Here is a 13,899-nt window from a genome sequence, read left to right as displayed (position 1 = left end):
TCAGTGCAGGTCGACCGGTCGCCCGTCGAAATCGTGGCCCGCGCGGCGGATGTCGCACTTCGCTTCCTTCTCGCCCTTCACGCCGTTGAACACGATGTTCAGGATCACGGCCGTCACCGATGCGAGCAGGATGCCGCTGTGCAGGATCGGTGCGAGCGCGGCCGGCAGCTTCGAGAAGAAGTGCGGCGACACGACCGGCACGAGACCCATGCCGATGCTCACGGCGACGATGAACAGGTTGTGATGGTTGTTCACGAAGTCGACCTTCGACAGCACCTTCACGCCGTTCGCGGCGACCATCCCGAACATCACGATCCCCGCGCCGCCGAGCACGAACGGCGGCACCGACGCGACGACCTGCGCCATCTTCGGGAACAGGCCCAGCAGCACCAGGATCACGCCGCCCGTCGCGCAGACGTAGCGGCTCTTCACGCCCGTCACGCCGATCAGGCCGACGTTCTGCGAGAACGACGTATGCGGGAACGAGTTGAAGATGCCGCCGATCAGCGTGCCGAGGCCGTCGACGCGCAGGCCGCGCACGAGCGTCTGCTGGTCGACCGGACGCTCGACCATGTCGCCGACCGCGAGGAACATCCCGGTCGATTCGATGAACGTGACGAACATCACCGTGACCATCGTCGCGATCGACAGCGGATCGAAATGCGGCCAGCCGAAGTGGAACGGCATCACGAACCCGACCCACGGCGCGAGGGCGACGCCGTCCGTGTTCACGCGGCCGATGGCGAACGCGATCGCGAAGCCCGCGACGATGCCGAGCAGCACCGAGATGTTCGCGATGAAGCCGCGGCCGAACTTGTTGATCAGCAGGATCAGCGTGAGCACGAGCAGCGACAGGCCGAGGTACACGGGGCTGCCGTAGTCGGGATTGCCGACGCCGCCCGCGGCCCAGTTGATCCCGACCTCCATCAACGACAGGCCGATCACGGAGATCACCGTGCCGACGACGACAGGCGGGAAGAAGCGCAGCAGCTTGCCGATCATCGGCGCGAGCACGATGCCGATGATGCCGGCCGCGATCGTCGAGCCGAAGATGTCGAGAATGCCGAGGCCGGGGTTCGTGCCGATCGCGACCATCGGGCCGACCGCCGCGAACGTGCAGCCCATGATCACGGGCAGGCGGATGCCGAAGATCCACAGGCCGAGCGTCTGGATCAGCGTGGCGATGCCGCACGAAAACAGATCGGCGCTGATCAGGAACGCGATCTGGTCTTTCGGCAGCTTGAGCGCGCCACCAACGATGAGCGGCACGGCGACCGCGCCGGCGTACATGACGAGGACGTGCTGAAGACCAAGCGTTACGAGCTTGCCGGTCGGCAACACTTCATCGCACGGATGGACCGTGTTCGATTGCATCTGTCTCACTCCATGATCTTGTTTTCAGGGTGGTACGAAGTTATGCGCAATGCCACCTCGCAACAAGAGCACTGGGTTCTATTCCGTTCTTTGCAGGTTCGATATGCCAATTCGGCATGGAGCAGGGTGTCGAGCATCGGGGATCTGCCGCAGGAGTGAGGTTTCCCGGTTTTATAGCCCTTCAAAATAGCCTCGGCCCCCCTGTCAAATATAGGTGGCTTTATGGTGTGTATCGCGGTTCGGGAATAATGGACATTTCGGGTCGCGAAAAATCGCCACGGGTTAACCCGTGAACGCGGATTTTCGGCGGTGCGTGCAACCTGTTGGCGGCAGCCGTCGTCGATGTCGCTATCGGACGGAATTAACGGGGCGCGACTGCCGATCCCGCTATCATCAGACTCCTTCACTTCATATCGTCGCTTCGTCATGCGCTTGCTCGGAATCGATCTCGGCACCGGCTCGGTGAAACTCGTCACGCTCGACGCCGACGGCGTCGAACGCTCGGTCGCGAGCGAACCCTATTCGTTGTCGTCGCCGCAGCCCGGCTGGGCGGAAATCGCGCCGGACGTGTGGTGGCAGGCGCTCGTGCGCGCCGCCGCGCGGCTGCCTGCGGACGAGCGCGCGCAGGTGCAGGCGATCGGTTTCTCCGGACAGATGCACGGCGTCGCGCTGATCGACGCGGCCGGCCGTCCCGTGCGGCCGGCGCTGCTCTGGCCCGATACGCGTGCGGCCCGCCATGCCGACGCGCACGACTGGCCCGACGCGTCGAACCCGGTCGCGCCGGGGATGGCCGGGCCGCTGCTGCGCTGGGTCGCCGCGCACGAACCGGCGGCGTTGCGTGCGGCGCGCTGGGCCGTGCAGCCGAAGGACTGGCTGCGCATCGCGCTCGGCGGCGACGTCGCGGCCGATCCGAGCGACGCATGCGCGACCGCGCTCGCGACGCCGGACGGCGCATGGGACACCGCGCGGCTCGATGCATTCGGCTTGCCGCACGCGCTGTTCGCGCCGGTGCGCGCATCGGGCGCGCACTGCGGCCTGCTTGGCGCCGCTGCCGCCGCCGCGCTTGGCCTACCGGCCGGCGTGCCGCTTGCCACCGGTGCGGCCGACACCGCGTGTGCGGCGCTCGGCAGCGGTCTCGTCGCGGATGGCGACGCACTGCTGACGACCGGCAGCGGCGGGCAGATCGTCGTGCTCGCGGACCGTCTGCCGGCCGCGCGGCGCGGCCTGCATCGCTACCGTGCGGCAGCCGGCGACGGGTACTACACGATGGCGGCGATGCAGAACGTCGGGCTCGCGCTCGAAGCGGTGCGCGGCTGGCTCGGCTACACGAACTGGCCGGCCGCGTACGACGACGCGTTCGCGCAGCCCGCTTCGGAACGGCTGTGCTTCCTGCCGTACCTGACCGGCGAACGCTCGCCGTGGATGAATCCGGATGCGCGCGGCGGCTGGCTCGGGCTCGGGCTCGGCGACACGCGCGGCGCGATGATGCGCGCGGCGTTCGAAGGCGTCGCGTTCGCGTTGCGCGCAGGGCTCGATGCGATTCGGGGGGGCGGCCATCCGGGATACGGCCGTCCGGGGGCCGGCCATCCGGGAGCGGGCGATCCGTCCGGCGGCGACGGTGCATCGGCCGCGCGTGCAGCGGGCGATCCGACGTTCGCTGCGCGCTGTTCGGGGTCGCATGCTGCGCGCGCGTCGGCACGGGACGAAAGCGAGACCGCCGCGCGTGCGCCGGTCGCATCGCTGAGGCTCGCCGGCGGCGGCTCGGTCGATCCGCGCTGGCGTCAGCTGCTCGCGGACGCGCTCGATGCGTCGCTCGACGCGGTCGACTGCCCGAATGCGGCGACCCGCGGCGCGGCGCTGCTGGCCGGCGTCGCGATCGGACACTGGCGAGAAAGCGAACTGCGCACGCTCGCGCCCGCCGCATCGCCGGCCGCCGCACCGTCCGGCGACCGCGCGCTGGCGGCGCGGTACGCACGTTTCGTCGATCTGTACACGCGAACGGATGCGTGGTTCGCGACAGGTGTTTAAACTCGGGCACTTGTCGTTTTGCGTCATCGATGACGCATACAGGCAGCCGGACGGCTGTTTCCCGCACGCGGCGCGCGCGGCGATCGGCCATCATGGCGAGCACGTTTTTCTTTCGCCGTGCCGCGCGTATCGATGCGTGGCGTGGCCAACCCGGCTTTGCGTGGGGCCTGAGTACGCTTTGCGCGGGACCGGAGCAAGTGCTGAAGCACCCACTCCGGTCGGCAAGCGCCAAAGCGCCAACCCGGGCCGACCGCGAAGCATGGGGCCCGAGTAAGCGCCAAAGCGCCAACTCGGGCCGACCGCGAAGCATGGGGCCCGAGTAAGCGCTAAAGCGCCAACTCGGGCCGACCGCGAAGCATGGGGCCCGAGTAAGCGCTAAAGCGCCAACTCGGGCCGACACACTTGATAGGAGTCACACGATGAAGACGAAAGCCGCGATTGCGTGGAAGGCCGGTGCGCCGCTGACGATCGAGGAAGTCGACCTGGAAGGGCCGCGCGCGGGCGAAGTGCTGATCGAGGTGAAGGCGACGGGGATCTGCCACACCGACTACTACACGCTGTCGGGCGCGGATCCGGAAGGGCTCTTCCCGGCGATCCTCGGCCATGAAGGCGCGGGCGTCGTGGTCGACGTCGGCCCCGGCGTCGGCACCGTGCGCAAGGGCGATCACGTGATTCCGCTCTACACGCCCGAATGCCGCGAGTGCAAGTTCTGCCTGTCGCGCAAGACGAACCTGTGCCAGAAGATCCGCGCGACGCAGGGCAAGGGCCTGATGCCAGACGCGACGTCGCGCTTCTCGCTCGATGGCAAGCCGCTGTTCCACTACATGGGCACGTCGACGTTCTCGAACTACATCGTGGTGCCGGAGATCGCGGTCGCGAAGGTGCGCGAGGACGCGCCGTTCGACAAGATCTGCTACATCGGCTGCGGCGTGACGACGGGCGTCGGCGCGGTGGTGTACTCGGCGAAGGTCGAGGCGGGCGCGAACGTCGTCGTGTTCGGCCTCGGCGGGATCGGGCTGAACGTGATCCAGGGCGCGAAGATGGTCGGCGCGGACAAGATCATTGGTGTCGACATCAACCCGAAGCGCGTCGAGCTCGCGAAGAAGTTCGGGATGACGCACTTCATCAACCCGAACGAGGTCGAGAACGTGGTCGACCATATCGTGCAGCTGACGGATGGCGGCGCGGACTACTCGTTCGAATGCGTCGGCAACGTGAAGCTGATGCGCCAGGCGCTCGAGTGCACGCACAAGGGCTGGGGCCAGTCGTTCATCATCGGCGTCGCGGCGGCCGGCGAGGAGATCAGCACGCGGCCGTTCCAGCTCGTGACGGGCCGCGAGTGGAAGGGCTCGGCGTTCGGCGGCGCACGTGGCCGCACGGACGTGCCGAAGATCGTCGACTGGTACATGGAAGGCAAGATCAACATCGACGACCTGATCACGCACACGCTGCCGCTCGAGAAGATCAACGACGGCTTCGACCTGATGAAGAAGGGCGAGTCGATCCGCTCGGTCGTGCTGTACTGATCGCGAGGCGTCAACGATGCTCGAACTCATTTCGTCACACGCGTGCCACGGCGGCGAGCAGCGCTTCTATCGCCATGACTCGAAGGCGATCGGCCTGCCGATGAAGTTCTCGGTGTACCTGCCGCCGCAGGCCGCGCACGGTCGCGTGCCGGCGCTGTTCTACCTCGCGGGGCTGACCTGCACCGAGGAGACGTTCGCGATCAAGGCCGGTGCGCAGCAGTATGCGGCGCAGCACGGGCTCGCGCTCGTCGCACCCGACACGAGCCCGCGCGGCGCGGGCGTGCCGGGCGAGACCGATGCGTGGGACTTCGGCGCCGGTGCGGGCTTCTATGTCGATGCGACCGAAGCGCCGTGGTCGACGCATTACCGGATGGATTCGTACGTCGTCGACGAGCTGCGCGAGACGGTGACGGCCGAACTGCCGATCGACGGCGCACGGCTCGGCATCTTCGGCCACTCGATGGGCGGGCACGGCGCGCTCGTGCTCGCACTGCGCAACCCGGACGTGTACCGCTCGGTGTCGGCGTTCGCGCCGATCGCGGCGCCGACGCGCTGCCCGTGGGGCGAGAAGGCGTTGTCGGGGTATCTCGGTGCGGATCGCGATGCGTGGAAGCGCTACGACGCGAGCGAACTCGTCGCGCGGGCGGATGCGCGGAAGTTCGCGGAAGGGATCCTCGTCGATCAAGGGCTCGCCGATCAGTTCCTCGCGAACCAGCTGAACCCCGACGTGTTCGAGGCGGCTTGCGCGAAGGCAGGCCAGCCGCTGACGTTGCGGCGCCACGCGGGTTACGACCACGGCTACTACTTCATCTCGACGTTCATCGCCGATCACATCGCGCATCATGCGCGGGTGCTCGCGCAATGAACGCCTGATCCGCGGCGCGCGGACCGGGCAATAAAAAACGCCGGCGCTGCCTTCGGGCACGCCGGCGTTTTTCATGGTGCGCGGCGTGATCCCGCCGCGTGCATCAGCCGTTGCGCCGCAACAGGCTCGCGCCGTACACGAGCGCCGACAGCGCGGTGATCCAGAAGCTCGTCGGCCAATCGGTGTGATACGCGAGCGCGATGCCGGCCCACGCCTCGAACAGCGCGAACAGCGCGGCGAGCAGCACGCCCGTCGACAGCCGCGTCGACACGTTCTGCGCGGCGGCGGCCGGGCCGACCAGCAGCGTGAACACGAGCAGCACGCCGACGATCTGCGTCGCCGCCGCGACCGCGAGCGCGCACACGGCGAGGAACAGCACCGACACCGTGCGCAGCGACACGCCCTTCGCTTCGGCGAGCTCCGGCTGCAGCGACGCGAACATCAGCGGCCGCGCCATCAGCGCGAGCGCGCCGAGGCTCACCGCGCCGATCCCGGCGAGCACCGCGAGCGTGTCGTGGCTGACCGCGAGCACGTTGCCGAACAGCAGGGCCGTCACCTGCGTCGCGAACGACGTGTAGAAATGCAGGAACAGCAGCCCGCAGCCGAGCGCGACCGACAGTGTCACGCCGATCGCGACGTCGCGCCCCGCGAGCCGCTCGCCGAGCGCGCCCATGCCGATCCCGGCCGCGAGCGTGAAGCCGACCATCCCCCAGATCGGCGAGATGCCGAGCAGCACCGCGCCCGTCGCGCCGGTGAAGCCGACGTGCGACAGCGCGTGGCCCGCGAAGGTCTGCCCGCGCAGCACCAGGAAATAGCCGACGATGCCCGCGAGCACCGCGACGATTCCCGATGCCGCGAAGGCATTGATCATGAAATCGTATTCAAACATCGTGTGATTGCCCGCTCGACTGAGGGTGCGCGTGTCCGTGGTGATGATGGCCGTGGCCGCCGTGCGCGTGGCCGTGGCCGTCCTCGTCGCCTTCATGCTCGTGGTCGTGCTTCTCGACTTCCACGTCGCCGGACATCACGAAGATCTTGCCGTTCACGCGCATCACGTCGATCGGCGAGCCGTACAGCCGAGACAGCACGGGCTTCGTGATCACTTCGTCGACCGTGCCGAGCGCCGCGACGCCGTTGCCGAGATACAGCACCCGGTCGAGCGCGTTGAGGAGCGGGTTCAGTTCGTGCGCGGAGAACAGCACCGTGATGCCGAGCTCGCGCTGCACGCGGCGCACGAGTTCGACCACGCCGCGCTGGTGGTTCGGGTCGAGGCTGATCAGCGGCTCGTCGAGCAGCAGCAGCTTCGGGCTGTCGAGCAGGCACTGCGCGAGCAGCAGGCGCTGCCGCTCGCCGCCCGACAGCTCCGACAGCGGCCGGCGCGCAAGCGCGCGGCCGTCGACGAGGCCGAGCACGCGATCGACGTCGTGCCGCGTCGCGGCGTTCGTGTGCGGCAGGCCCCAGCGGTGCCCGTCGGCCGCCATCGCGACGAAGTCGTAGCCACGCATCCGGCGGTTCGCGAGGCCGCTTCGGATCTGCGGCATGTAGCCGATCGACGGATTGCCGCGCGCGACCGGCTCGGCGCCAACGCGCAGCGTGCCGCCCGAGACCGGCACGAGGCCGAGCACCGCGCGCATCAGCGTCGTCTTGCCGGCGCCGTTCGGGCCGAGCACGCCGACGAATTCGCCGGGTTCGATCGAGAAGCTGACGTCGCGCAGGATCGTGCGTCCGCCCAGTTCGAGCGTGACGCGATCGAGGTCGAGTGCGTGTGGATTGCGGGTCATTTGCTGCCGGTGGAAAGCGCCTTGGCGAGCGCGTCGAGCTGGCCGGCCATCCATTGCTGGAAGGTCTTGCCGGCCGGCTGCGTCTCGGTGACGCTGACGGTCGGTACGCCGCCGTCGCGGGCGATCTTCAGCATCCGCTTCGTCATCGGCTCCTCGGCCTGGCTGTTGTAGATGAGCACGCGCACCTGCTTCTTGCGCAGGTCGTTCTCGAACGCGGCGACGTCCTGGGCGCTGGCCTCGGTGTTGTTCATCGTCGCGAGCTGGAAGCGCTGGTTGCGCATGTCGAGACCGATCGCGTCGGACATATAGCCGAACACGGGCTCGGTGGCCGTCACGGGCACGCCCTTGTACTGCGTGCGCAGCGCGGCGACCTTGTCGTCGACGGGCTTCAGCGACGCGACGAACTTCTGCAGGTTCGCATCGTATTCGGCCTTGTTCGCGGGGTCCGCGCGGCCGAGCTCGGCCGCGATCGCGCGCGCGGCGGCCGGCATCGTCGCCGGGTCGTACCACAGGTGCGGGTTGTCGCCGGCCTTCTTGCCGACCAGGTCCGCGACGACGATCGTCGTGCGCTTCGCCTGCTTCGACGCCGCGAGCAGCTTGCCCATCCACGGATCGTAGTCGGCGCCGTTGTAGACCACGAGCTGCGCCTGCTGCAGCGCGCGCGCGGTCTTCGGGCTTGCCTCGAACAGGTGCGGGTCCTGGTCGGGATTGCTGAGGATGCTCGTCACGGCGACGTGGCGGCCGCCGATCTGCGATACGACGTCGCCGTAGAAATTCTCGGCGGCGACGACGTTGACGGCTGCGGCTTGCGCGAGCGCGGGTACGGCGAGCGACAGCGCAGCCAGGCCGGCGGCGAGCCAGCGAAGGGGGCGCGAAGCGACAGGCAACGGGGCGCGCAGCGAAGCGTGCTTCAGGGCAATGGACATCAAACTCCTCGTCGGGAAGGTGCGGCGCGGGGCCGCGCGATCGGCGTCAGCGCTGCGCCGGCTTGGTCTTGCAATGTCCGCACAGGCCGCTCAATTCGACGACCTGGTGGTGAACCTCGAAGCCGTGCGCGGGCGGGCTCGCGGACAGCTGCTTCGCGAGGTCGCCGCCCGGAATCTCGGTGGTCTCGCCGCAGGATTCGCAGATCAGGAACTGGCCTTCGTGCGGCACGCCGATCTCGCAGCAGGCGAAGAACGCGTTCTTCGATTCGATCCGGTGGATGAAGCCGTGCTCGACGAGGAAATCCAGCGCGCGATACACGGTCGTGGGCGGCACGCGGCCGCGTTGCGGCTCGAGTTCGGCGAGCAGGTCGTACGCGCCGATCGGGCGCTGCGCGGCGAGCACGCGTTCGTAGACTTGCCGGCGCAGCGGCGTCCACGCGAGCCCGTGCTCGGCGGCGAACGCGTCGGCGCGGGACAGCCGGTCGGCGATTGACGAGGAAGTAGCCATGGCGCAATGCAGGCGATGAAACAAAGATATCGCGATGATATAACGTATCGGCCCTTCGCGCATGCGGCCGCCCGTCACGTTCATGTCCATTCGCGCCGCACCCAGTCCCGCTACCGTTGTCCCGCCGGCCTCTCGGCCCGTTCGACCGGCATCGTTCTGCCGCACTGCATCATCGAAACCGGCCTGATTCGCCTTGACAGCCCCGGTTCCGTATCCGATCATTTGATCGCAGGCAGAGCAATTATTCGTGCCGCGAGCATTCGCTCACCCGTCGGCACGTCGCACAACGCAGAATGAACCGGAGACAGCCAGTGAGATTGCAGGACAAGGTCGCGATCCTGACGGGCGCCGCGAGCGGCATCGGCGAAGCGGTCGCGCAGCGCTATCTGGAAGAGGGCGCGCGCTGCGTGCTCGTCGACGTGAAACCGGCCGGCGGGTCGCTCGCTCGGCTCATCGAAGCCAACCCGGGCCGCGCGGTCGCGGTGACGGCGGACGTCACCCGCCGCGACGACATCGCGCGCATCGTCGCGACCGCGGTCGAGCGGTTCGGCGGCGTCGACATCCTGTTCAACAACGCGGCGCTGTTCGACATGCGCCCGATCCTCGACGAATCCTGGGACGTGTTCGACCGCCTGTTCGCGGTCAACGTGAAGGGACTGTTCTTCCTGATGCAGGCCGTCGCGCAGCGGATGGTCGAGCAGGGGCGCGGCGGCAAGATCGTCAACATGTCGTCGCAGGCCGGTCGTCGCGGCGAGGCGCTCGTTTCGCACTACTGCGCGACGAAGGCCGCGGTAATCAGCTATACGCAGTCGGCGGCGCTCGCGCTCGCGCCACACCGGATCAACGTGAACGGGATCGCGCCGGGCGTCGTCGACACGCCGATGTGGGAGCAGGTCGATGCCCTCTTCGCGCGCTACGAGAACCGGCCGCTCGGCGAGAAGAAGCGGCTCGTCGGCGAGGCCGTGCCGCTCGGCCGGATGGGGCTGCCCGCCGACCTGACGGGCGCCGCGCTGTTCCTCGCGTCGGCCGATGCCGACTACATCACCGCCCAGACGCTGAACGTCGACGGCGGCAACTGGATGAGCTGACACCGATGAAACGGCTCCCGCGTTCACCCCGTTCGCCCCATTCGCCGGCTCCCGGCGCAGCCGTCATGAGAGGGCCCGCATAATGGCTGCGATCGTCGCCGCCGGCGAACTGCTGGCCGAATTCGTCGCCGCCGAGCGAGGACAGGGCTTCGATGCGCCCGGCGCGTTCGAAGGCCCGTTCCCGAGCGGTGCGCCTGCAATTTTCGCAGACCAGGCCGCGCGGCTCGGCGCGCGCGTCGCGTATGCGGGCTGCGTCGGCCGCGATGCGTTCGGTGACGCGATCGTCGCGCGGCTCGCGCGCGACGGCGTCGACGTCGGCTGCATCCGCCGCGTCGCGCGGCCGACCGGCACCGCGTTCGTCGCGTACCGCGACGACGGCTCGCGCAGCTTCGTCTTCAATCTCGCGACGAGCGCGGCCGCATGCCTCGAGGCCGCGGACCTCGACGCGCGCATGTTCGACGGCTGCCGCTACTTCCACGTGATGGGCTCGTCGCTGACAAGCGAATCCGCGATCGCGGCGATCAAGCGCGGCGTGATCGAAGCGGCGCGCGCGGGCGCCAGGATTTCGTTCGATCCGAACGTGCGGCCCGAGATGCTGAGCTTCGCGCCGATGCGCGCGGCACTGGACGACATGCTCGCCGCGTGCCACCTGTTCCTGCCGAGCGAGGCCGACCTGCCGTTCTTCTGCGGCCCGCAGCCGGCCGAGCGTGCGATCGCGGGGCTGCTCGCGACCCATCCGCTGCTCGAGCGCGTCGTGCTCAAGCGCGGCGCGGCCGGCAGCGTCGCGTTCGATCGCGCGACGCGCGTCGATGCGCACGCGTATCCGGTCGACGAACGCGACCCGACGGGCGCGGGCGACTGCTTCGGCGGCACGCTGGTCGCGAGCCTCGTCGACGGGCTGCCGATCGACGCCGCGCTGCGCCGCGCGAACGCCGCGGGCGCGATCGCGGTCACGCGGCGCGGGCCGATGGAGGGCAACAGCAGCGTCGCGGAGATCGACCGCTTCTTGACAGCGCGAGGTGTAGCATGCCCGGCCTGACGACCGTCGAACGCCCGCGCACCGCGCATGCGGAAGCCGTGTTGCGCATGATCTTCGATGCGAACCGCACCGACGCGCAGCGCGGCATCTATGCAGTGTGCAGTGCGCACGCGCTCGTGCTGGAAGCTGCGTGCGAGGCCGCGCGCACGGACGGATCGGCGCTGCTGATCGAGGCGACCTGCAACCAGGTGAACCATCAGGGCGGCTACACGGGGATGACGCCTGCCGATTTCCGGCGCGACGTCGACGCGATCGCCGCGCGCTGCGGGCTCGCATCGTCCGCGCTCGTGCTCGGCGGCGACCATCTGGGCCCGAACCCGTGGCGTCACCGCCGTGCCGCGGACGCGATGCGCGAAGCGCAGGCGATGGTCGCCGCTTACGTCGAAGCGGGCTTCGCGAAGATCCATCTCGACGCGAGCATGCGCTGCGCGGACGACGCGGCGCCGCTCGACGACCGCACGATCGCCGCGCGCGCGGCGGCGCTGTGCCGCGCGGCGGAAGATGCGGCGCAGCGCGCCGGCGTGACGCCCGTCTACGTGATCGGCACCGAGGTGCCGACGCCCGGCGGCGAAACGAGCGGCGACGGCGATGCGATCGCGCGGATCGCGGTGACGCGCACCGACAGCATTGCGGCGACGCTCGACGCGCACCGCGCGGCGTTCGCGGCGTACGGCCTCGACGACGCGTGGACGCGCGTCGTCGCGATCGTCGCGCAGCCGGGCGTCGATTTCGACGATCGCCACGTGCTCGACTACGACAGCGCGCAGGCCGCGGCACTCGGCGCGAGCATCCTGCGCATGCCGCGCCTGGTGTTTGAGGCGCATTCGACCGATTACCAGACCGAAGCCGCGCTCGGCGCGCTCGTGCGTGACCATTTCGCGATCCTGAAGGTCGGCCCCGCGCTGACGTTCGCGCTGCGCGAGGCGCTGTTCGCGCTCACGTTCATCGAGGACGCGCTGATCGGCGACGCGGCGCAGCGCTCGCGACTGCGCGATGTCGTCGACGACGCGATGCGCGCGCAGCCCGAACACTGGGCGCCGTACTACCGTGGCGACGAATCCGCACAGCACCTCGCGCGGCAGTTCAGCTACAGCGACCGCATTCGCTACTACTGGCTGCAGCCAGCCGTCGCGGCGGCCGTCGAGCGGCTGTTCGGCAACCTCGCGCGGCAGCCCGTGCCCGAGACGCTCGTTGCGCAGTGGCTGCCGGACGTCTATGCGGCGCGCCGCACGGGCGCCCTCGCAGCGGACCCGCGCGCGTGGGTCCGGCACCGGATACGCGACGTGATCGCACGATATGCGCGCGCGTGCGGAATGCAGCGGCCGGGATGACCGGCCGTCCTTCGACTGACGACAAACCGACAACACTCAGGAGACAAGCCATGCAACGAAAGATGCCCACCGCCGCACGCTGTTTCGCCGCAGCCGCGCTCGCGACCGCCGGCTGGGCCGCGCACGCGGCGACGCTGACGATCGCTACGCTGAACAACCCCGACATGATCGAGCTGAAGAAGCTGTCGCCGGCGTTCGAGAAAGCGAACCCCGACGTCAAGCTGAACTGGGTGATCCTCGAGGAGAACGTGCTGCGCCAGCGCGCGACGACCGACATCACGACGGGCAGCGGCCAGTTCGACGTGATGGCGATCGGCACCTACGAGACGCCGCAATGGGGCAAGCGCGGCTGGCTCGCGCCGATGACGAACCTGCCGGCCGAATACGACCTGAACGACGTGATCAAGACCGCGCGCGACAGCCTGTCGTACAACGGCCAGCTGTACGCGCTGCCGTTCTACGTCGAAAGCTCGATGACGTTCTATCGCAAGGACCTGTTCGCGGCGAAGGGCCTCAAGATGCCCGACCAGCCGACCTATGACCAGATCGCCGAGTTTGCCGACAAGCTGACCGACAAGTCGAACGGCATCTACGGCATTTGCTTGCGCGGCAAGGCCGGCTGGGGCGAGAACATGGCGTACGTGTCGACCGTCGTCAACACGTTCGGCGGACGCTGGTTCGACGACAAGTGGAACGCGCAGGTCACGTCGCCCGAGTGGAAGAAGGCGATCGGTTTCTACGTGAACCTGCTGAAGAAGGACGGCCCGCCGGGAGCGAGCTCGAACGGTTTCAACGAGAACCTGACGCTGACTGCGTCCGGCAAGTGCGCGATGTGGATCGACGCGACAGTCGCGGCCGGGATGCTCTACAACAAGCAGCAGTCGCAGGTCGCGGACAAGATCGGGTTCGCGGCCGCGCCGGTCGCGGCGACGCCGAAGGGCTCGCACTGGCTGTGGGCGTGGGCACTCGCGATCCCGAAGACGTCGAAGCAGCAGGACGCGGCGAAGAAGTTCATCGCGTGGGCGACGTCGAAGCAGTACATCGAGATGGTCGGCAAGGATGAAGGCTGGGCGTCGGTGCCGCCGGGCACGCGCACGTCGACCTACCAGCGCGCCGAGTACAAGGCGGCCGCACCGTTCTCCGACTTCGTACTGAAGGCGATCGAGACGGCCGACCCGAACGACCCGTCGGCGAAGAAGGTGCCGTACACGGGCGTGCAGTACGTCGGGATTCCTGAGTTCCAGTCGTTCGGCACGGTCGTCGGGCAGGGCATCGCGGGCGCGGTGGCCGGACAGATGACGGTCGACCAGGCGCTCGCGGCCGGGCAGGCCGCGGCCGATCGCGCGGTGCGGCAGGCCGGCTATCAGAAGTAATGCGGAGCAGTAACGCTGAGCAGTAACGAAGCGAATGCCGCGCGTTCGCGCGCGGCGCGC

13 protein-coding genes are annotated in these 13,899 nt (G+C 68.8%); 8 read left to right on the top strand and 5 right to left on the bottom strand.

Annotation, left to right across the window (positions count from 1 at the left end; translation table 11 throughout):
• Positions 1–1,374, bottom strand: coding sequence for a nucleobase:cation symporter-2 family protein (locus tag ACV229_RS18990; protein WP_448084650.1), 1,374 nt, complete (start codon positions 1,372–1,374; stop codon positions 1–3).
• Positions 1,375–1,800: 426 nt separating this feature from the next.
• Here ACV229_RS18990 and ACV229_RS18985 point away from each other — a divergent pair, with 426 nt between their 5' ends.
• The 3 genes from ACV229_RS18985 (at position 1,801) to fghA (ending at position 5,793) form a co-directional block, all read left to right on the top strand.
• Positions 1,801–3,402 carry a xylulokinase gene (locus ACV229_RS18985; RefSeq protein ID WP_448084649.1) on the top strand — a complete coding sequence of 534 codons (1,602 nt, stop codon included), beginning with the start codon at positions 1,801–1,803 and terminating at the stop codon, positions 3,400–3,402.
• A gap of 419 nt (positions 3,403–3,821) precedes the next feature.
• On the top strand, positions 3,822–4,928 hold the full coding sequence (locus tag ACV229_RS18980; RefSeq protein WP_042586193.1) for an S-(hydroxymethyl)glutathione dehydrogenase/class III alcohol dehydrogenase: 1,107 nt from the start codon (positions 3,822–3,824) through the stop codon (positions 4,926–4,928).
• Between the two features lie 16 nt (positions 4,929–4,944).
• Positions 4,945–5,793, top strand: coding sequence for an S-formylglutathione hydrolase (gene fghA / locus ACV229_RS18975; protein ID WP_448084648.1), 849 nt, complete (start codon positions 4,945–4,947; stop codon positions 5,791–5,793).
• Positions 5,794–5,896: 103 nt separating this feature from the next.
• Here fghA and ACV229_RS18970 read toward each other — a convergent pair whose 3' ends face one another.
• From ACV229_RS18970 to ACV229_RS18955, 4 genes are read right to left on the bottom strand one after another with little or no spacing between them, the layout of a single operon-like run.
• Positions 5,897–6,682 (bottom strand): metal ABC transporter permease, encoded by a 786-nt coding sequence (locus tag ACV229_RS18970; protein ID WP_448084647.1) that lies wholly within the window; start codon positions 6,680–6,682, stop codon positions 5,897–5,899.
• Complete coding sequence (locus tag ACV229_RS18965; RefSeq protein ID WP_448084646.1) at positions 6,675–7,574, bottom strand: ABC transporter ATP-binding protein; 900 nt, start codon at positions 7,572–7,574, stop codon at positions 6,675–6,677. Before ACV229_RS18965 ends, ACV229_RS18970 begins: the two co-directional genes overlap by 8 nt.
• On the bottom strand, positions 7,571–8,500 hold the full coding sequence (locus ACV229_RS18960; RefSeq protein ID WP_448084645.1) for a metal ABC transporter solute-binding protein, Zn/Mn family: 930 nt from the start codon (positions 8,498–8,500) through the stop codon (positions 7,571–7,573). The genes ACV229_RS18965 and ACV229_RS18960 overlap by 4 nt, the downstream gene beginning before the upstream one ends.
• A 46-nt stretch (positions 8,501–8,546) precedes the next feature.
• Positions 8,547–9,008: a Fur family transcriptional regulator gene (locus ACV229_RS18955; RefSeq protein ID WP_448084644.1), complete on the bottom strand. Its 462-nt coding sequence runs from the start codon at positions 9,006–9,008 to the stop codon at positions 8,547–8,549.
• Positions 9,009–9,014: 6 nt separating this feature from the next.
• On the opposite strand from ACV229_RS18955, the gene ACV229_RS18950 reads away from it, so the two are divergent.
• From ACV229_RS18950 to ACV229_RS18930, 5 genes are all read left to right on the top strand, one after another.
• Positions 9,015–9,305: a hypothetical protein gene (locus ACV229_RS18950; RefSeq protein ID WP_448084643.1), complete on the top strand. Its 291-nt coding sequence runs from the start codon at positions 9,015–9,017 to the stop codon at positions 9,303–9,305.
• A gap of 14 nt (positions 9,306–9,319) precedes the next feature.
• Positions 9,320–10,096 carry an L-iditol 2-dehydrogenase gene (locus ACV229_RS18945; RefSeq protein WP_448084642.1) on the top strand — a complete coding sequence of 259 codons (777 nt, stop codon included), beginning with the start codon at positions 9,320–9,322 and terminating at the stop codon, positions 10,094–10,096.
• Positions 10,097–10,178: 82 nt separating this feature from the next.
• Positions 10,179–11,135, top strand: coding sequence for a sugar kinase (locus tag ACV229_RS18940; protein ID WP_448084641.1), 957 nt, complete (start codon positions 10,179–10,181; stop codon positions 11,133–11,135).
• Positions 11,123–12,466 carry a D-tagatose-bisphosphate aldolase, class II, non-catalytic subunit gene (locus ACV229_RS18935; RefSeq protein ID WP_448084640.1) on the top strand — a complete coding sequence of 448 codons (1,344 nt, stop codon included), beginning with the start codon at positions 11,123–11,125 and terminating at the stop codon, positions 12,464–12,466. Before ACV229_RS18940 ends, ACV229_RS18935 begins: the two co-directional genes overlap by 13 nt.
• Before the next feature lie 50 nt (positions 12,467–12,516).
• Positions 12,517–13,839, top strand: a complete 1,323-nt coding sequence (locus ACV229_RS18930; protein WP_448084639.1) for an ABC transporter substrate-binding protein — start codon at positions 12,517–12,519, stop codon at positions 13,837–13,839.
• Positions 13,840–13,899 lie beyond the last annotated feature (60 nt).

It is taken from the genome of Burkholderia sp. MR1-5-21, assembly GCF_053427715.1.
The sequence above is the reverse complement of the archived record's forward strand: the minus strand, read 5'-3'. Positions and strand labels throughout refer to the sequence as shown.